This window comes from Paenibacillus cellulositrophicus (assembly GCF_009363095.1).
Lineage (GTDB): Bacteria > Bacillota > Bacilli > Paenibacillales > Paenibacillaceae > Paenibacillus_AQ > Paenibacillus_AQ favisporus.
This window is the reverse complement of sequence record NZ_CP045295.1, coordinates 6,024,998-6,043,295: the sequence shown is the minus strand read 5'-3', so window position 1 is coordinate 6,043,295 and position 18,298 is coordinate 6,024,998. Positions and strand designations below refer to the sequence as shown.

Below are 18,298 nucleotides of genomic sequence, written 5' to 3'. Positions count from 1 at the left end.
TGCGTTTGATTACGAAGTCAACATGTGCATCTGCTGCGGTTTTATTTCCAACGGATGCGGGTGCTAAGCCCTTCCGGATGGCTGCTTCGAACCCGGATCAGCCGGCTTGCGCGCCGCACGCCATATCGTTCCGAAACCCAGGAATCTTCCAGCTGGATGGCGGATGCCCCCTCAAAATTCATATGTATCGTTACTCCGGCTTGGCGTATGAGGACGATGTCATCCGTTTGGGCTGCAGCGGCACCCGGCGCCAGCATGAATGAAGCCGTAAATTCCCGGATCTCTTCCTCTTCTGGTGACACCGGATCCAGACGGTCGGACAGCGTCAGTTCCCCCTCATGAAAATCAAACACGCGCCGATGGATGACGCCGCACTTGCCGGCATAGCCTGAATGGCTGCCTGCGAAAAAGCCTTCCCTGAACGCATCGCAGCGTGCGAATGTCTGCTCCCGCATCAGAAACAGTTCGTGTTCATCAAAATCGTTTTGCTCATGCCCTCCCACTTGAACGGTGTTATGCATGCCCGTACTGCGGAACAGGTTGCGCAGCCGGTAATCGGCGGAGTAAATATAGGCGCCCGGATCGACAAAGATGTCCTGGCCGGACACCTGAAGCTCAAAGCTCAGCTGGTCGTTGTGGCTGTGGGCCCCATGGCCGCGAAAAGACAGCTCTCCGCAGCGCACCAGGCAGTACGCCGAGCTGCTGCGCAGCACATAATACCCGCCATCCGGATACGCTGCGCAAGGCCGGCTCGAGGGCGCACTTTCAGGCGCTGCATAAGGTCGGAGCGCGGGCAGCCCGGCAATCCACATCGCTTCCTCACGGTGCAGGCGTCCGGCGGCGCGGAAATCGGCGCGGTCGAACAGCTCGCCGGCCACGGCCAGCATATGGCGGCAATCCGCCGGCGCCCACCGGCCGTAACCGGACGCGATCATCACGCGTCCGTCGTCCGCGTCGCCGACGACCGGCGTTCGCCCATCCTGCTTCATGAGGTCCAGCATGAACTCGTGCATCTTCTCGAGCCGCTTCATGTATTCCGGCGTGAATTCAATCCCGTTGCTGCGGCACCAGACCGAAGACAGGACAAAGAGCTCGGCGACGAGCCGGTGATAGGAAGTGGAGGCCTCGTAGTTCGATCCGTCCGCGTTCACTTGCACGAACATTTCCCGCTCGGTTTCCCGGATGCCGTAAGCGAGCCACTCCTTGGGGCTTGAGCCGCTTATTCCTTTGCCGCGCACCTCTATATCCCCAAAATAAAGGCCCAATCCGATCAGCCCGGCGAGATTGGACAAATAGTGGTTCCCCGTATGCTCGCCCGTGTTTTCCAAATTGTCCATAATGAAACCGCCGTGCCTGTACAGCGACGCATGAAGCCGGTCCCAGAACGCTTCGGGCAGCGAAGGGCTGTCCCGGAAAAAATAGATACCCGCAATCCAGTTGACGGCACGGATCGCCACATCCATCGCGCAGGTCCAGTTTACCGACATTTCGGGTGGATTCTCCTGGATCCAGTCATCCAGCTGGGCTTGAAATTCAAGCGCATACTCCTCTCTGCCTGTCAACCAATAAGCTTTCCCCAACGTAAAGACATGCTGAAAACGCGAAAGCTCCCAGGGAACCTTCACGTCAGCCCGGTTCGATAAATCGACCGTTCGAATTCGTTTATAATACCGGGGCTCCCAGCGGAATCCCGTCTTGAAATCTTCGTGCCAGGGAAGCCGCTCACCAAGGGTCACGGGACCCGATCCCAGCAGATCGAACTCGTGGACGCGGATGCGGTCCGCCTGCCTGATAATCTCCGTATCGGACCGCCATTCGCGCAGCAGCTCCGCATACCGCTCCTTATCCTGCGGATCGAACAGGAAGCGGCCGCAGCTTCGGAATCCGCTGAACAGGCTCGGCTTCAGCACTGCCGGAGCCAGCCTGTGCCGGATGCTGAGATAGGCGGTGCGCGTTTCATCAAGCGCTTTTACCGCGACCTTGGCCGCCGCCGCATGCAGCGGCATCCTGCGCAGTTTTTTCACTTTCATCATCAGCGTGGACATCAGTGCACCCCGACCCGTTCCCGGGGCGATTCGCTGAAGAAGCCCCTCGTATCGATCACAATTTTTTCCTGAAGCAGGTTGCGGTCCATATGGGAGAAAGCGTCGTGATTCACGAGCAGCAGCACGATATCCGCCTTGCGGACCGCCTCCACCGTTTCAAGCAGCTGAACCCCGGCTGCCGCAAGCGAGTCCGGCAGAAGCTGGATATGCGGCTCCACCGCATAAATGTCCCCTATCCGGGCCTTCGCCAAATGCTCCACGATGGCAAGCGCGGGGCTTTCCCTCAGGTCGTCGATGTTCGCCTTAAAGGAAAGTCCCAGACAGGCGATGACGGGCGACTTCAACCGTTTGGCCCGCTCCGTTACCTTATTTACCACGTAACCGGGCTTATAGTCGTTAACGATTCTGGCGGTATGAATCAGCTTGGCCTGTTCCGGCGCCGCATGGACGAGAAACCATGGATCCACCGCGATGCAGTGTCCTCCCACGCCCGGTCCCGGCTGAAGAATGTTCACCCTGGGATGGTGGTTTGCCAGCCGGATCAATTCCCACACGTTAATGTCCAGCTGGTCACAGATGAGAGACAGCTCGTTCGCAAAAGCGATGTTGACATCGCGGAAGGAATTTTCGGTCAGCTTGGCCATCTCCGCCGTTTTGGCGTTGGTTTCAAGGATTTTCCCGCTGACGAACTGCTTGTAAAAGGCCACGGTTCGCTGGGTCGACTCGATATCGATCCCCCCGATAATCCGGTCGTTTTCCACGAGCTCGCGGAGGATTTGCCCGGGCATCACCCTCTCGGGGCAATGGGCGACATAGATCCGCCGGGCGGCCTGCTGCGGTGAACCGGACACGGTCAGGTCCGTCCGGGCGTCCAAAATCGAGCGCGCAACCATCTCGGTCGTCCCCACCGGACTCGTAGATTCCAGGATGACGATGTTGCCCGGCCGGAGGAAAGGAGCCACGGAAGCAGCCGCCTGTCTGACGTAAGACAAATCCGGCTTCTGGTTCTCCTCGAAAGGGGTTGGAACGGCCAGAATAAATACATCTGCCTCCTCCGGTTCTTCCGAGACATGCAGCTGTCCGCTCTGGACGGCCGCCTTGACCATAATGTCCAAATCCGGTTCCACAATATGAACCTCGCCCTGGTTAATCAGCTCGACCGCATGCCGGTTCGTGTCCACGCCATGCACTTCAAAGCCTTTAATCGCAAGCAGACTGGCTGTTGGCAGTCCGATATAACCGAGTCCCACGACGCAAATTTTTTTGACCATAAGTCCGCCCCTGCCTTCATTTCAAATGGTAATGACCTTTCTTTCACCGCTCATACGGCTGATCAGGCACGCTGATCCCGGTCAAATCTTCGGTTCCACGTTCTCGATTTGCAGAATCCGGTCCAGTTCCCTTAAGAGGGGCGTCCGAAGTTCTCCCTGGCGAAGCGCAAACTGAATGGTGGTCAGAATGTACCCGAGCTTCTCGCCGACGTCGAAGCGCTCCCCTTCGAACTCATAGGCCAGACAGCGATGCTTGACGATCAGCTGCTGGATGGCATCCGTAAGCTGGATCTCCCCGCCATACCCGGCTTCCTGGTGTTCCAGCAGGCTGAATATTTCCGGGGTGAGCACATAACGGCCCATAATGGCCAAGTTTGACGGAGCCTCTCCTGGAGCGGGCTTTTCCACCACTTTCCGCAGCTCAAAGGTACGTTTGTCCGTGTCGTGAATCGCACTCGGGTCGATGATGCCGTACCGCGATGTGTGCCCGGACGGCACCTGCCCGACGCCGACGACGGAGCAGCCGTGCTTTTCGTACTGGCGGACGAGCTGTCCGATGCAGGGCGCTTCCGCGCGGACGATGTCATCACCGAGAAGCACGGCGAAGGGCTCGTCACCGATAAAATTCCGCGCGCACCATATGGCATGGCCGAGGCCTTTGGCTTCCTTTTGCCGGATATAATGGATCTCTACGGCCGACGAACGCCGAACCATCTCAAGCACGTCCAGCTTCCCTTTTTCCAGCAGGCTGAGCTCCAGCTCGAAGGAGTAATCGAAATGATCCTCAATCGACCGTTTTCCCTTGCCGGTGACTATAATGATGTCCTCGATTCCCGCCTCGATCGCTTCCTCCACGATGTATTGAATGGTCGGCTTGTCGACGATAGGCAGCATTTCTTTGGGCATCGCTTTGGTTGCCGGCAGGAAACGGGTACCGAGTCCGGCAGCCGGGATAATGGCCTTTTTCACTTTTTTCACTTGAATAAACCCCCAACTTCATAATGTTGTATCCTTCGGTTTTATGTTTTCTTCTGTTTATCAGGATGAAAGGATGAGCTATACCGCCTGCAGGCAGCATAGCTCATGCTTCCATCCGAAGCATGAGCGTTACTCGGGCATTGAACCCGACCTCACATCACACTCTCGACGATAAACGTCTAAGGTATCCGAATACCCACAGCATGATCGAGTGCCTACCCGTGATAAAGGTACAGTAGACATGACCTGTAAAAACATGCTTCATTAACACATGGTTTCCTTGATACCCGAAAAACTATTGATGACCGTAATAACGGTACTGGTTCGCCTCGGACTTACTGTATTTTTTCTGATTCAGAACGACGCCGAGAATCGTTGCCTTCGCAAGCTCCAGCTTCTCTTTCGTTTTCTGAATGTACTCCCGCTTGACCTTGCCCGATAGAACAACGAGGATCACCCCGTCGCACATGGAGGAGACGATCAAGCCGTCGGCGACAGCCATCACCGGTGACGTGTCGATGAGGATGATGTCGTATACGGGCTTCCAGCCGTCGATCACTTCCTGCAGCCGGTCTGAAGATAACAGCTCCGTCGGATTCGGAGGAACCGGTCCGGCGGTGACCAGCGTCAGGTTCTCCACCACGGTCGTCTGCACGACATCACCGAAAGCGCATTGTTCGGCGAGAAGATTCGAGAGCCCAAGCCGGTTCGGCACGTTAAAAATACTCTGCAGCGACGGGTGCCTGAGATCGGCGTCGATCAGCAGCACGTTTTTTCCTTCCTGGGCATAGGCCACCGCCAGATTGCTGATCGTCGTCGATTTCCCTTCCCCCGCCTGGGTCGAGGTCACGGCAAGCACCTGCAGCTTTTGATTCCAGCCGGAAAATTGGATGTTGGTCCGAATGTTGCGGTACCCTTCCGAGATCGACGACCTCCGGTTGACGTTCATGATCAGCTTGTTTCTATTGGCTGACTGACGCATACTTTTCACCTGCCTGTTGTTTGGATTGGGCGGTCGCCCGCGTTCGCAAGTCCCGCTTTTTCATTTTCCGGATCGCGCCCAGGGTCGTAAGCTCAAGATACTGCTCCACGTCCTCATCGGACTTGATCGTGTCATCCAAGTACTCGATAAACAGCACCACGCCGACGATGAGCATGAACGATGCGGCAAAAGCGATAATGATATTGAGGACAACATTCGGGCTGACCGGATCGGGAGCACTCGTCGACAAGGTGCTGTCCAGAATCGAAATATTGTCCACTTTCATGATTTGGGGGATTTCATGCTTGAACACGAGCGATACGGCGTTCACGATCTCTTTGGCATGCTGGTAGGAGGCATCGCGGATTTTCAATTCGATGATTTGCGAGTTTTGGGTCGTCACGACTTCGACCCGGTCCATCAAGTCCTGCGCGGTCTCATGCAGACCGGGGTATTGGGCGACGACCTTTTCCATGATGGAAGCAGAGCTGATAATGACCTTATAGGAGTTGATCAGCATAATGTTAGAATTGATTTCATTAATATCGAGCGTCGGTTTTCCCTCGCTGTCCAAATTGGACTTATTGACGATCATCGTGCTGCTTGCTTCATACACCGGATTCATGACATAGATGCTGTAGGCACCGGTGCCGGCCGAGCACAAGACCACCACCAATACGATCAACCAAAGGCGCTTTCTTAACATTTGCAGCAGCAGCTTGAATTCCATAATCCTTCCCCCCAATTTCATCGAATGGTTGCCTCCGCTCTAGACGGTGGGCTGATGAAACGTTCCGATCTCCTTTCCGCTGATGAGCTGCACCGCATGGTCCTCCAGGCTCTTCCGAAAGCTTGCTCCACACAGCTTGTCGATGATGCCGAGCCCTTCCTGTGCGTAAAATTTCCGCCGGACCGTGTTGTGCGCATCCGTTCCTATCAAATGGACCAACCGGTGTTTGCACAAGTACGCAGCTGTGCTCTGTACCGATTCCCCAAAAAATCCAGCAAGAGATTGGGTCGTTACCTGCAGCAGGACGCCGAAGTCCCGAATCCATCCCGCCACTTGATCGGGCTGATCGATAATCCCCAAGTTCCGTTCCGGATGGGCAATGACGACCCGAATATCGGCCCGCTTCATGAAGGCAAGAAAATCTGTAAAATACCCGGGTACCTTGCGGGAAGGAAGCTCTACGAGTAAATAGCGGCTGCCGGCAAGCGTCTGGATCCGGCCGCGCCGGAATTCGGTGGGATAACGTTCGGTAAGGTGGTACTCCTGTCCAGGGAGCACCTTCAGGGGGATCCCGGCGCGCTTGAGCTTGGCGTTAAACAGCTTCACGCGGCGGTTGATTTTTTTGGCGGAGTTCAAATAATGTCTCTCCCGGTGGTGCGGGGTGGCGATGATCGTCGTAATCCCTTCTTCCACTGCAGCCGCAGCCAAGCGAAGTGCTCCATCGATCGTTTTCGGCCCGTCGTCCACAGCCGGCAGGATATGGCAGTGTGTATCGATCATACGTATCAGCATCCATCCCTTTGATTTTCGAAAAACAATGAAACATTATGTATCATTAAATACGGAAGCTCGACAGAATATGCACTGGTTCCGGCTTCCTGGTGTAACAGATGGTGACGAATTGCGTCTTTATTCCTGGAATTGGCTTAATCTATGAATAAAGATTGACTTTCCAAGAGGAGAATGAACCTGTTTTTTTGGGTAAATCGGTTCAAAAACAGCTTGCACTATTGACGACACTGTTAATTTACGATACATTTTGTATCATGTCAAGCGTTATTTAGCAGGTCCAATTGCTCACGCATACCCGGGTATCCAAGGGGGGAAAGAAATGAATTACGGCAACCGAATATCAGAGCTCAGGGAGCAGAGGAAATTGACTCAAGAGGCATTGTCCATAACCCTTGGGATCAGCCGGGCGGCCTTGTCCCACTATGAGAAGAACCGCAGGAAACCGGATTTTGATACGCTGTCGAAGCTGGCTGATTATTTTCAAGTCTCCATAGATTATTTGCTTGGACGAACAGAGGCAGCCGCAGCGGACGAAAATTCGGATACAGCCAATCCGGCTGATTAACGGACCTGATGGTTTCACGAACTTTAGTCCTATCCTCTCTGACAGGCATATACACGTGACACCAAAACGTGTATAATACGATAGCAAACATATGTTTGCCTGCAATCATCCTGATGTCAGTCAGAGGAGGAGAAATGAAGGGTTCGACACATCTCGCTATAGGCGTAGTGATCGGTGCTGCCGCCGCAGCCCATTATCCGTTTACGCTGAAGCATGCAGCGATGTACATCGCGGTTTCCGCCTTATCAGCGCTCAGCGCAGACCTCGACGGCCCCAGCATGCTCAGTTCTACCCTCGGCCGGTTCTCGAAATGGCTCAGAGAATGGCTGTACTGGTCCGGGCTGCTGCTCGTAATCGTCCTGGGGTACCTGTATATCGCTAAGGGGAGCTTTTATCTCGAATATTCCATCTTGGCGCTCGTCCTGTTTCTGCTCGGACTGATCATTAAAGACGGCATGATTCGTAACGTGCTCGTCAGCCTGATTGGCTGCATATTGATTTACGCCGGAATACATAACGCCATGGTCTGGATGTCCGGACTGGGTGCATTTGTGGGTATCGCCCCTTGGCTCAAGCACCGCGGTATGACCCATACCGTCTGGGCGGTTTGGCTCTGGGCTTGGATCAGTTCCGGACTGGAGGCATACCTCAATCTGGAAGGGATCATGCTCGTGTCCACCGCCGGGTACTTGTCCCATCTGATCGCTGATTCGATGACGCCAAGCGGTGTGAAGTGGCTGTATCCGCTCTACAGGAAATCCTTTAAACTTCCGTTTAAATAGCCTCCGCAGTTAGACGATCCAGCCTTGTACCGGAAAAGCTTCTGTTTCATCAACCAAGCAGCGTCAATTTAGGCCTCATAACCGGCATAAGCCTCCTGTTATTTGTCAGCCTCCTGCACCTCATTTTGTGCGGAGAAGACAAATGTCACGGGAGGCTTTTGTTCTGTTGCTTGAGCCGGAAAGTGGGAATATGATGTATACGATTCCACCTTTTTCCGAATACTTTTAACTCGGAGGACTCCCGAGGCGCGATATTGTCGTGTCATGCGGGGGTTATCTTTGTCCGCGAGGCATGTTTTGGCGTAATAAGAAATGTTTATTTTTGGTTATATAAAAAGAAATAAACCCAAGAATGGAGCGAGGAGACTGGAGTCCGTGGCCAGCAAATCAATATTGGCGGTATGGGTCAGCCTCATCAGCAACGTCTTGCTGACCCTTCTCAAAGTCATCGTCGGGCTGTTATTCGGCAGTAAGGTTCTCGTAGCCGACGGGATTCATAATGCAGGCGATGTCGTGGCGACGATCGCAGCACTTACCTCGGCCATGGTATCCCGCAAGCCGGCGGATGAAGATCATCCCTACGGGCATGGGAAAGCCGAAGCGATCGCATCGGGCATCGTGGCGATCATTCTCGTCATGGCGGCGCTGCTGATGGTGTATAAATCAATCGAATCGCTGTTCGTTCCTCCGGCCGAAGCCAGCTGGATCGCGCTTGCGGCCGCGCTGGTTTCCCTGATCTGGAAGCAGATCCTGTACATGTACTGCATCCGGATCGGCAAGGCCGAGAACAGCCGCAGCCTGATCGCCACGGCCTACGACCATATCGCGGACGTCTACGCTTCCGCAGCCGCGTCCATCGGGATCGGCATTTCGCTGATTGGCGAAGCCTATCATATCCCCTATACGGAATACGGCGACCCGGTGGCCGGGATTATCGTATCGTACCTGGTGATCCGGCTCGGGTACAAAATGGGACGGGAGTCCATCGACATTCTGATGGACAAAAACATCACGAACGAGCAGCTCACCATGCTGAGCTCGATCATCTACTCCGTACCCAACGTGAAGCGCGTCGACAGCATTCGGGCCCGAGAGCTCGGCAACGCCATCATCGTCGACGTCAAAGTCAGCGTCCCCAACCATCTCACCGTACAGGAAGGACATGACGTCAGCCGGGAAGTGAAAAAAACGATCATGGAGCGCATGAAGCAGGTGGCCGACGTCATGGTGCACCTGAACCCATGGTACGATGACGGACAAGAGGCTGTCCCCGCCAGGCCGAAGTAGCCTGGGGGACAGCCTCTTGGTTTGTGACACCCACGGTTCCGTCATCCCGCGCTTAATGTCCAAGCGCATGGTCGATTCGGCCATGCCCGCCGCTCCAAATCCGCTTGGACGTCCACTCAGCTGCGCCCTGCCAGAACGGATCGTTCTCCGGCAGCGCGAGAGGCAGCAGGACGGTCGCGCATAGATACAAGCTGCCCGTAGAAATATAACCCTCGCCCAGCTCCGGCTGATGACCGCTGAGGCCAATGCGCAGCCAGCCTTCGGCGTCGTACGTTCCGGCCGGCTCGAAGCAGCGCTTCATGACCGCCGTCAGCGCGCCGCGCACCTGCGCCGCGTCCAGCCCTTCCGGCAGCCGCTGCTGCCAGGCCAATTGGGCCAGCAGATGAAAGGCGCCCGTCCGGTAGCTGATGGACCGGCCGACCACCGGAAAGCTGCCGTCCGGGGCGATCATGCGCTCCAGCTGCTCCGCGTAACGCTGCGCCCGAACGAGCGCCGGTCCCTTATGCGCCTCCCAGTCCGGCTGCAGCGCGCCGGCGTGATCCAGCACGTCCAGCAGCATCGGGTGGATGACGAAGCTGTTGTAGTAATCGGCGTGGTACGCCGGCCCGTCGCCGTACACTCCGTCACCGGCGTACCACTGTTCCAGCTGCTTCAAGGCGTAATCGATCCGCATCGGATCCCAGTCCCGGTCGCCAAACCGGGCCAGAGCCGTCTCGATGACCGCCGAGAACAGCAGCCAGTTGTTGAAGAACGGCTTGCGCGTGCGGGTCAGCTTCCAGGTGGATAGCCATCTTTGCTTTTGCCCGTCCGTTAACGGATCCCATAAAACATGGGGCGCACGGAGAAAAGCTTGGCACAAGAAGGCCGTGTCCACGATGGGCTGATGCCCTTCGCCAAAATTCAGCACGTCCGGGGAGGCCGGGTCGCTGGCCTGCTCCAGCGCTTGATGTGTCAGCCCCAGCAGCTCTGTGCGCAGCCGCTGCTCCTCCGCGCTTCCACCCTCCGCTCCAAGCCAAGGGGCGATGCCGTCCAGGAGGCGGCCGAAGGCCTCCAGATGGGTGTAAGCCTCCCGCCCTTCCCCGCTGCTCTCCACCGGCATCTCTGCGCGCAGCCTTCCCTCTGCAAGCCGCGTCAGCACCGGACGCGCCCAGCGTTCCAAATGATGAAGCCAATACAGCCGCTCTTCCCTGCCAGCATGTTCTGTTCGTTCCGACATTCCTGTGTCTCCTCTCCCGGCTTCACGGCCGGCCCTAAGTTGGATGAAAGCACCGTATTCGCGCGGGCTTACAAAAGCCCCTCCACTCCCTACTGGCAGCGGTTCATGAACTCCACCATGCGGGTGTACGCGATTTTTTCGTTGGCCTTTTTGGTCATGCCATGACCCTCGTCCTCGAACACAATATACTCAACGTCGCGGCCCTTGGCCTGGAGCGCTTCCACGATCTGGTCGGACTCCGCCTTGACCACCCGGGGATCGTTGGCCCCTTGAATGATCAGCATCGGGTTGACCATCTGGTCCAGATACGTTATCGGCGAATCCTTGACGAACCGTTCGCGGTCGCGTTCCGGATCGCCGAGCCAGCGCTCCATGATCGACTTCCAGTGGTCCGGCACGGAATGGTAGAACGTAAACAGATTGCTTACGCCGAAAATATCCACGGCCGCCCGGAAATACTCGGGATTGCGCCCGGCCAAGAGCAGGGTCATATATCCGCCGTAGCTGCCGCCGACCACGAACAGCTTATCCCTTGAGGAAATGCCTTGCTCGAACAGCCACTCCATCCCTGCCAGGCAGTCCTTGCGCGGCCCTTCGCCCCAGTCCTGCTCCACCAGCTTCACAAACGAGCTGCCGTAGCCTGTGCTGCCGCGGAAGTTCGGGCAGAAAATGTTGTAGCCCTGCGCGATAATATATTGGAACATCGACCGGAACTGCTTGCGCTCCGCGGCCTGCGGCCCGCCGTGCGGCCAGAATACCGTATACCCGTTGGCCGCGTCCTCCTTCGCCCGGTACAAAAGAGCCTCTATCTTCATCCCGTCAAAAGAGGAATAGGACACCACTTCGGGCGCGGACAAATCCTCCTCGGTTAGTCCGGTCAGCACGTTTTTCGTCAGCATTGTCCACTGTCCGTCCGCGTAACGGTACACATTCAGCGGCTTGACAGCGCTGCGCGCAAGCACGTACAGGTTCCCTGACCGGGTTACGGTCAGCTGGTGCACGATATCGGCGGGCAGCGGAATCGGCGTCAGCTCGCCGGTGTCCAGCGCATACGCGTACAGCCGGTCTTCGACCCCGCGGTCCGTCACCAGATACGCTGTCCGCGATTCCCGGTGCAGACGGATCAGCTCCACACTTTCCCGCTCGATGTGCAGCCGTGGTTCAAACGTGCCGGTTACCAGATCGAAGGAAGCCAAATAAGCAAATTCCGCATCATAATCGGTGGCAAAGACCACCTCCTCATCATTTAGAAAATGAACCTCACCGGCATTATGGACCCGCCCGGGATCCGGCGTCAGGCACTGATCCGCCTCGTCCCCTACCCGGCGTAAATAACTGACGTTGTATGTATTGGCGTAGCTCTTGGTGTATGCGAAGGTCTGCTCATCCGGGCTGACGGCCGTAAGACTGGTCGTCGTTTCTTCGCCCTGCAGGAGCAGCCGGTCCTCTCCCGTATCCAGGCGGTACACCCGGGAATTCAGAAACATCGGGTTATCCCGGGAGGTGCTGTAATACAGGCGGTTGCCGTCTTCGGACAGATGGACAAAGTAATGCTTTTCATCCGGAGCACTCTCGGAAAACAGCGGCAGCGGCTGTCCGCCGTTCCACTTCAGCACATGGAATTGGTAGTTTTCGTCGCCGTCGCGGTCAAACGCCGTCAGCAGATGCCTTCCCTCCGGGTCCGGCTTAACGAAGCTGGCCATTTGATCGTTGTACGTCAGCGGGTACGGATACGATGTATCCCCTTTCAAATCCATGGCCCACACATTGAATTTCCCGCTCAGGCTGGCACTGAACACAAGCCTCGACTCTTCGGCGCTCACTCCGAAGCTGCTGATGACATAGCTCTGAAAAAACTGCTCCACATCCGGTTTTGGAAATGATATCATACCTTCGCCTCCTTGGATTAGTTGTGATTAGGCGCTTGTATACTTGCTGCTGCAATGATGCTTCGTGTTGGCTGCGCCTGTACGCTTTCTTTCCCATTATATCGAAAAAACGGCCTGCGGTAGGGAGATCATCCCTATTTTTTTCCGCCAAAAAAACCAAAAAAGCCGCACCCCCAAGGTCCATGCATCCCATTGCATCCCTTCCTTGAGCGTACAGCTTTTTCCCGTTACAGCTTTCCAGCTTCATTAAATGTTCGTATCCCTTGAATCATGCTTTACGGAGCAGTTGTCTCCCGCCAAGATGGCCCAGCATATCCTTCGTCATCGCGTCCAGGTCGTAACGCGCCCGGAATCCCCATTCGGCCTTCGCCGCCGAAGCGTCGATGGAGTGCGGCCAGCTGTCCGCAATCGCCTGCCGCTTCGGATCGACATTGTAGTCCAGCGTGAATCCGGGGATCTCTTTGCGGATCGCCGCGGCGATCGCTTCGGGATCTACGCTCATGGCCGTCACGTTAAAGGAATTGCGGTGCGTCAGCCGCGACGAGTCGGCTTCCATCAGATCAATGATGGCGGTCAGGGCGTCCGGCATGTACATCATATCCATGTTGGTGCCCTTGGCGATATAAGACGTGTACTTGCCTTGAGTGACGGCCGCATAATAAATCTCCACCGCGTAATCCGTCGTCCCTCCGCCGGGTGGCGTCACATAGGAAATCAGCCCGGGAAAACGGAGGCCTCGCGTATCCAGCCCATATTTATGGAAATAGTAATCGCACAGCAGCTCACCGGACACCTTATTCACGCCGTACATCGTGTTGGGGCGCTGAATCGTGTCCTGCGGCGTGTTGTCCTTCGGCGTCGACGGCCCGAACGCCCCGATGGAGCTTGGCGTAAAGAACTGGCATTTCAGCTCTCTGGCCACCTCCAGCGCATTCATCAGCCCACCCATGTTCAGATTCCAGGCCAGGAGCGGCTTCTCTTCGGCTGTTGCCGACAGCAGCGCCGCCAAATGAATAATCGTATCGACCTGATATCGCTTGGCAATTTCGTGCATCGCCTTGTCATTGGTTACGTCCAGCAGCTCGAAAGGACCCGTCCGGGTAATTTCGTGGGCGGATGAACGCAGATCTGTCGCAACGACCGCGTCGTTGCCGTATATTTCACGCAGCTTGGCAACCAGCTCGGAGCCGATTTGCCCAAGCGCCCCTGTCACCAGAATCCTTTTCACGCGTCATTCCTCCTTGGAAAATTCACTAAAAAATTTACCCGATCAGGTTCATTTCTTTGCCGACCTTTTCGTATACACCGATGACCTGCTCCAGCATTTCCTTCGTATGAGCTGCTGTCGGCATGTTGCGAATCCGGCCCGTTCCCTTCGGCACCGTAGGGAATACGATCGATTTGGCATAGACGCCTTCCTCAATCAGCCGCTTGCTGAACTGCTGCGTCTTCACTTCGTCCCCGATGATGCAAGGGGTGATCGGCGTTTCGCTGTGCCCGATGTCATAACCGAGCGCGCGCAGACCGTCTTTCAGGAAACGCCCGTTCTCCCACAGCTTGTCGATGAGCTCCTTGTCGTTCATCAGAATGTCCACCGCCGCGATGCAGGCCGCAATGACTGCCGGAGGCTGGGAGGTCGAGAACAGGAACGGACGGCTTCTCAGCTTCAGCCACTCGATCAGCTGCTTCGAACCGGCGACATAGCCCCCTACAACGCCAATCGCCTTCGACAACGTACCGATTTGAAAATCGATCCGGTCGGACAGGCCGAAATGCTTGACGGTTCCCGCTCCTTCGCCCAAAACGCCGGAGCCGTGAGCATCGTCAACATACGTAATGAGGTCGAATTCCTCGGCAATCTTTACGATTTCCGGCAGCTTGGCGATATCGCCGTCCATCGAGAACACGCCGTCGGTGATCACCATAATTTTGTTGTACAAGCCGGATTCCTTGGCTGCTTTCGCCTGGCTTCTCAGATCTTCCATGTCAGAATGCTTGTAGCGGATCACTTTCGCCTTCGACAGGCGGCAGCCGTCGATAATGGAAGCGTGATTCAGCTCATCAGACAAAATGGCGTCGTTTGCGTCCATCACCGCAGAAATGGCGGCCATATTGCAGTTAAAGCCCGATTGGTACACAATGACAGCTTCCGTGTGCTTGAAACCGGCCAGCTTCTCCTCCAGCTGGTTATGCAAATCCAGCGTTCCGTTGATCGTTCTGACGGCGCCGGCACCCGCACCGTGCGTCTTGGCTGCCTGCACCGCCGCGTCGACCAGCCGGGAATCGGTGGCGAGACCCAGATAGTTGTTGGAGGAAAGGTTAATCAAGGACTTTCCGTCAATTTGGATCACCGGGCCGTTTGGTCCCTGCACCGTATCAATCACGTTATACAATCCCTTGGCTTTCAGATCCTCAATGTTCGTGCTTAGAAACAAGTCCAATGCTTGACTTGCCATATCAATCCCTCCTCAATATACATATGTCCTCTCACGGTAGACATTTAAAATCCGTTATATCCCTTGTCATTAAAGGATTTATTTAATTTTTAATGTATCACCTTTTATTCAATTTGTACATCCACTGAGGACAAAAATATTTTGGTTTTTTACGGGGCACAGCACCTGCCGGGCTGATGAGCAGCGGAAATGAAAAACAACTAAACCCGAGGCAATCGGAGTTTAGTTGTTTTCTGGGCTTGCCGTCCAATGGAAACCAGGACAGCGATGCCTTGTTTCCGCCAGTTTGCTTCATCGCCTTATTTCGGCTGCTCGGCCGTTTGCTTCCTGGTCGTCCATGCTTTTGCAAATTCATTCAAATCGATCGATTTTCCTTGATGAAGCCGCGATTCCTCTGCCGCAAACGCCATCAGATGGCTGCGCACCGATGCGCTTGCCGACGTCAGGCTTTCCTGGCCGTTGTAGCCGCGGACTTCCTTGAGGAAGCTGCGGACGATGCCGCTGTCCCCGCCGCCGTGGCCGCTCGCCTGGGACGGGATGGCAATTTCCGTCTGCTGATGGGTCAGAAAATCGAAGACGGTGACCTTCCCTTCCTCGCCGCGGAGCTCGCCGCGCGTGCCCATGATCTGAATCCGGCGCTCCTGCTCATAGGTAAAGCCGCACATGCTGAACATCGCCGTCGCTCCGCCTTCAAATTCCATGTTGACCACCTGGTGGTCAACGACGTTGTTGTCGCTGCGGTAGACGCAGCGGCCGTAGTCCGTCTCGCGCAGGCCCTGGATGATGCTCGCCTTCGTCAGCTCCGGCGTGAAATGTCCGGCCCAGCCTTTGTATTGGTCGCTGAGGTAGAACCTCGGCGCCGAATACGGGCAGTCCGGCTCGACGGCGCAGTCCAGGCAGCGGTCCGCCGATCCTTCCGGCGCGCGGCCTTCATGGAAGTGCATCAGCGAGCCGTACGAGCTCACCCGCATGCATTGCTTATCCATAAGCCATGACAGCACATCCATGTCGTGGCAGGATTTGGCCAGAATCATCGGGCTGGCCTTGTCCGAGTGATTCCAGTTGCCGCGGACGAAGCTGTGGGCGATATGCCAGTAGCCCACGTTCTCGTTCAGCTGGATCGAAGCGATTTCGCCGATCGCCCCGCTGTCGATCACCCGCTTGATCGTGCTCCAGAACGGCGTGTACCGCAGTACATGGCAGATCGTCAGCAGCCGGTCATGGTCCCTGGCCGCCTGCTCCATGTCCAGACATTCGCCGGGATCCGGAGACATCGGCTTTTCCAGCAGGACGTGATACTTTTGCCTCAATGCCTGCATGGTGGGAACGTAATGCATCCGGTCCTGCGTGCAGATGACGGCAATGTCCGCCATCCGCTCTGCGGCGAGCAGTAGCTCCCAGGATTCGTAGCACCGCTCCGGCTCAATGCCGTGCTTCTCGGCAAAACGGAGCCGCCGGACCGGATCCGCCTCCGCCACGGCCACGAATTCCAGCTCATGCGGATAGTCCAGCGCGTATGGGGCATAACCTCCGGCTCCGCGGGCGCCAGCGCCGATCAGAATCGCTTTCAGTTGCGTCATATCTTGTTCGCTCCTTTGAAGTCTCTATATAAGTTGAACAATTGAACTGGGTTCAACCTATACATTGCAATTATTTGGAATAACGGTCCGCCGCCGACTGATAGATGGCGATGTAGCGGTCCAGGCCCATTTTTTGCAGCGTGGACACGTACGCATCCCACTCGTCAAAGGAGGCGTTGCCGGATATGAATTTGTCGCGCATTTCGTCGACATAGGTTGTAATATCCGTCTGGATGCCCGTCAGGTCGGCCTGCTCCTCGGCGGTGAAGTTGAACGGCGGCCAGATTTGATCCTGCGGAACGACATGCGGCTCCGCTTTTTTGGCATTGTCCACGGACGTCGGCAGCCCTTCGGCTCCTTTGAAATATTTCTGGGTGACAAAGCCGGGATAATAACCGCCTGGCCAAATCAGGTACTGCCCTACCGCCTGGTCCAGATTCAGGCCGTTCGGGTTGTTTTTGATGTCGTCCACGTAATCCACGCTGCCGTCCGCGTTTTCTTTATAGGTCTCATCTTTCCAGCCCATGAAGAACATCTTGATGCCTTCGTCGCCGTAAAAATAGTCCATCCAGCGCATCAACGCCTCCGGATTTTTCGCTTTATCGGTCAGTACAAACATCCCGATGTTGCCGAGCGGCGATCCGGTCGCGCTAAACATTTGGTCGCCATGCGGCCCCTTGAGCACCGGCAGCCCGACATAGCCCTTCTGGTTGTAAATCGCCACCGGGTCGACGTTATCCACTACCCCGATCAACCCTTCCATCCCTTTTGCATCGACTTCGGTGCTCTTGACCGACATGATGTCCTGTTCCAGCAGGCCGTCCTTGTAGAGCTTGTTGACGTACTGAAGCAGCTCTTTGTAACGCGGATCGGTCGGGATAAAGCGGACTTTACCGCTGTCTGGATCCGTATCGACATAAATATTCGACGTTCCGTGGTTGTTCAGGCCGAACGAGCCGCGCAGGTAATTGACCAGGCCAGCCGCTCCGACCGCGCCCCATGCGATTTCGTCCTTCTGTCCGTTACCGTTCGGATCATTCTCCTTAAACGCCTTCAGCATGTTATAAAATTCATCCAGCGTCTGCGGCTCCTTCAAGCCCAGCTTGGTGAGCCACTCGCTTTTCACCCATGGCGTTCCGTACAGCACGGACTTGAATTCCGGATCGTACAGCGTCGGCAGGCCGTAAATGTTGCCGTCCGGCATCGTGATGCCTTTTTCGATGATCGGGTACTTCTCCATCAGCGCTTTAAAGTTGGGCGCATATTTGTCGATCAGGTCGTTCAGCGGAAGAAATGCGCCCTGTTTGCCGTATTTGAGCAAGTCGGCCCGGGGAAACGCGGAAGCGTAGAACATTTCCGGATAATCGCCGCCGGCCAGCAGCAGATTGCGCTTCTCCGCCAGATTATCCTTCTGGACCGTGTCCCACTGGACGTGAATGTTGGTCATTTTCTCGTATTCCTGCCACAGCTTGATGTTGTTCCAGTCGGCATTGGCGAAAAACTTGCCGGCAAAAGCGTTCACCGTCAGCTTGTCGGTTACGATCGGCATCCCGGTCTCATTAACCTGTCCCCCGGCCGATCCCCCGTCTTTCGATTCCGCGGCTGCGCCGCCTTCCTTGTCCCCCGAGCTGCAGCCCGCCGCCAGCGATACCGTCAGTACGCAGGTCAGCAGCAGACTCCCCCATTGCTTCAGCTTCATCCAAGATTCCTCCCTTTGATCTGATT

14 protein-coding genes and 1 pseudogene are annotated in these 18,298 nt (G+C 56.0%); 3 read left to right on the top strand and 12 right to left on the bottom strand.

Going from position 1 to position 18,298, the window contains the following annotated elements; translation table 11 throughout:
* Nucleotides 1-41: 41 nt before the first annotated feature.
* The 6 genes from GCU45_RS27495 to GCU45_RS27470 all read right to left on the bottom strand — a co-directional run bounded on the left by GCU45_RS27495 (nt 42) and on the right by GCU45_RS27470 (nt 6,786).
* Nucleotides 42-2,045 carry a heparinase II/III family protein gene (locus GCU45_RS27495; protein ID WP_152402058.1) on the bottom strand — a complete coding sequence of 668 codons (2,004 nt, stop codon included), beginning with the start codon at nt 2,043-2,045 and terminating at the stop codon, nt 42-44.
* Nucleotides 2,045-3,316, bottom strand: coding sequence for a UDP-N-acetyl-D-mannosamine dehydrogenase (gene wecC / locus GCU45_RS27490; protein WP_152402056.1), 1,272 nt, complete (start codon nt 3,314-3,316; stop codon nt 2,045-2,047). Before wecC ends, GCU45_RS27495 begins: the two co-directional genes overlap by 1 nt.
* A gap of 81 nt (nt 3,317-3,397) precedes the next feature.
* Nucleotides 3,398-4,294, bottom strand: a complete 897-nt coding sequence (gene galU / locus GCU45_RS27485; RefSeq protein WP_152402054.1) for a UTP--glucose-1-phosphate uridylyltransferase GalU — start codon at nt 4,292-4,294, stop codon at nt 3,398-3,400.
* A 295-nt stretch (nt 4,295-4,589) separates the two neighbouring features.
* Nucleotides 4,590-5,276 (bottom strand): CpsD/CapB family tyrosine-protein kinase, encoded by a 687-nt coding sequence (locus GCU45_RS27480; RefSeq protein WP_152402052.1) that lies wholly within the window; start codon nt 5,274-5,276, stop codon nt 4,590-4,592.
* A complete protein-coding gene (locus GCU45_RS27475) occupies nt 5,257-6,006 on the bottom strand; it encodes a YveK family protein (protein WP_167527246.1) in 750 nt (249 codons plus the stop codon). Before GCU45_RS27475 ends, GCU45_RS27480 begins: the two co-directional genes overlap by 20 nt.
* 39 nt (nt 6,007-6,045) lie before the next feature.
* Nucleotides 6,046-6,786, bottom strand: a complete 741-nt coding sequence (locus GCU45_RS27470; RefSeq protein ID WP_208837079.1) for a tyrosine-protein phosphatase — start codon at nt 6,784-6,786, stop codon at nt 6,046-6,048.
* 331 nt (nt 6,787-7,117) lie between these two features.
* Between GCU45_RS27470 and GCU45_RS27465 the strand changes: the two are divergent.
* The 3 genes and pseudogenes from GCU45_RS27465 to GCU45_RS27455 all read left to right on the top strand — a co-directional run.
* A pseudogene (locus GCU45_RS27465) lies at nt 7,118-7,321 on the top strand (helix-turn-helix domain-containing protein); the annotation flags it as partial.
* Nucleotides 7,322-7,497: 176 nt separating this feature from the next.
* Entirely contained in the window at nt 7,498-8,145 is a 648-nt protein-coding gene (locus tag GCU45_RS27460; RefSeq protein WP_076168532.1) for a metal-dependent hydrolase, read from the top strand.
* A gap of 366 nt (nt 8,146-8,511) precedes the next feature.
* Nucleotides 8,512-9,432: a cation diffusion facilitator family transporter gene (locus GCU45_RS27455; RefSeq protein WP_425281309.1), complete on the top strand. Its 921-nt coding sequence runs from the start codon at nt 8,512-8,514 to the stop codon at nt 9,430-9,432.
* 52 nt (nt 9,433-9,484) lie between these two features.
* On the opposite strand, the gene GCU45_RS27450 is transcribed toward GCU45_RS27455, so the two are convergent.
* From GCU45_RS27450 to GCU45_RS27425, 6 genes are all read right to left on the bottom strand, one after another.
* A complete protein-coding gene (locus GCU45_RS27450; RefSeq protein WP_152402047.1) occupies nt 9,485-10,648 on the bottom strand; it encodes a DUF2264 domain-containing protein in 1,164 nt (387 codons plus the stop codon).
* An 89-nt stretch (nt 10,649-10,737) separates the two neighbouring features.
* On the bottom strand, nt 10,738-12,537 hold the full coding sequence (locus GCU45_RS27445; protein WP_152402045.1) for a S9 family peptidase: 1,800 nt from the start codon (nt 12,535-12,537) through the stop codon (nt 10,738-10,740).
* Between the two features lie 268 nt (nt 12,538-12,805).
* Entirely contained in the window at nt 12,806-13,765 is a 960-nt protein-coding gene (locus GCU45_RS27440; protein ID WP_145156660.1) for an L-threonine 3-dehydrogenase, read from the bottom strand.
* Nucleotides 13,766-13,799: 34 nt separating this feature from the next.
* Nucleotides 13,800-14,993 (bottom strand): glycine C-acetyltransferase, encoded by a 1,194-nt coding sequence (locus GCU45_RS27435; RefSeq protein ID WP_105443752.1) that lies wholly within the window; start codon nt 14,991-14,993, stop codon nt 13,800-13,802.
* Nucleotides 14,994-15,292: 299 nt separating this feature from the next.
* Nucleotides 15,293-16,573 (bottom strand): Gfo/Idh/MocA family protein, encoded by a 1,281-nt coding sequence (locus tag GCU45_RS27430; protein WP_152402043.1) that lies wholly within the window; start codon nt 16,571-16,573, stop codon nt 15,293-15,295.
* Nucleotides 16,574-16,643: 70 nt separating this feature from the next.
* A complete protein-coding gene (locus GCU45_RS27425) occupies nt 16,644-18,272 on the bottom strand; it encodes an extracellular solute-binding protein (RefSeq protein WP_152402041.1) in 1,629 nt (542 codons plus the stop codon).
* Nucleotides 18,273-18,298 lie beyond the last annotated feature (26 nt).

What these genes read in the sequence shown, in the direction of transcription:
- GCU45_RS27470 (WP_208837079.1), bottom strand. Translation starts at nt 6,786, where the DNA reads ATGATCGATACACACTGCCATATCCTGCCGGCTGTGGACGACGGGCCG.
- GCU45_RS27450 (WP_152402047.1), bottom strand. Translation starts at nt 10,648, where the DNA reads ATGTCGGAACGAACAGAACATGCTGGCAGGGAAGAGCGGCTGTATTGG.
- GCU45_RS27480 (WP_152402052.1), bottom strand. Translation starts at nt 5,276, where the DNA reads ATGCGTCAGTCAGCCAATAGAAACAAGCTGATCATGAACGTCAACCGG.
- wecC (WP_152402056.1), bottom strand. Translation starts at nt 3,316, where the DNA reads ATGGTCAAAAAAATTTGCGTCGTGGGACTCGGTTATATCGGACTGCCA.
- GCU45_RS27460 (WP_076168532.1), top strand. Translation starts at nt 7,498, where the DNA reads ATGAAGGGTTCGACACATCTCGCTATAGGCGTAGTGATCGGTGCTGCC.
- GCU45_RS27495 (WP_152402058.1), bottom strand. Translation starts at nt 2,045, where the DNA reads ATGTCCACGCTGATGATGAAAGTGAAAAAACTGCGCAGGATGCCGCTG.
- GCU45_RS27445 (WP_152402045.1), bottom strand. Translation starts at nt 12,537, where the DNA reads ATGATATCATTTCCAAAACCGGATGTGGAGCAGTTTTTTCAGAGCTAT.
- GCU45_RS27435 (WP_105443752.1), bottom strand. Translation starts at nt 14,993, where the DNA reads ATGGCAAGTCAAGCATTGGACTTGTTTCTAAGCACGAACATTGAGGAT.
- GCU45_RS27475 (WP_167527246.1), bottom strand. Translation starts at nt 6,006, where the DNA reads ATGGAATTCAAGCTGCTGCTGCAAATGTTAAGAAAGCGCCTTTGGTTG.
- GCU45_RS27425 (WP_152402041.1), bottom strand. Translation starts at nt 18,272, where the DNA reads ATGAAGCTGAAGCAATGGGGGAGTCTGCTGCTGACCTGCGTACTGACG.
- GCU45_RS27430 (WP_152402043.1), bottom strand. Translation starts at nt 16,573, where the DNA reads ATGACGCAACTGAAAGCGATTCTGATCGGCGCTGGCGCCCGCGGAGCC.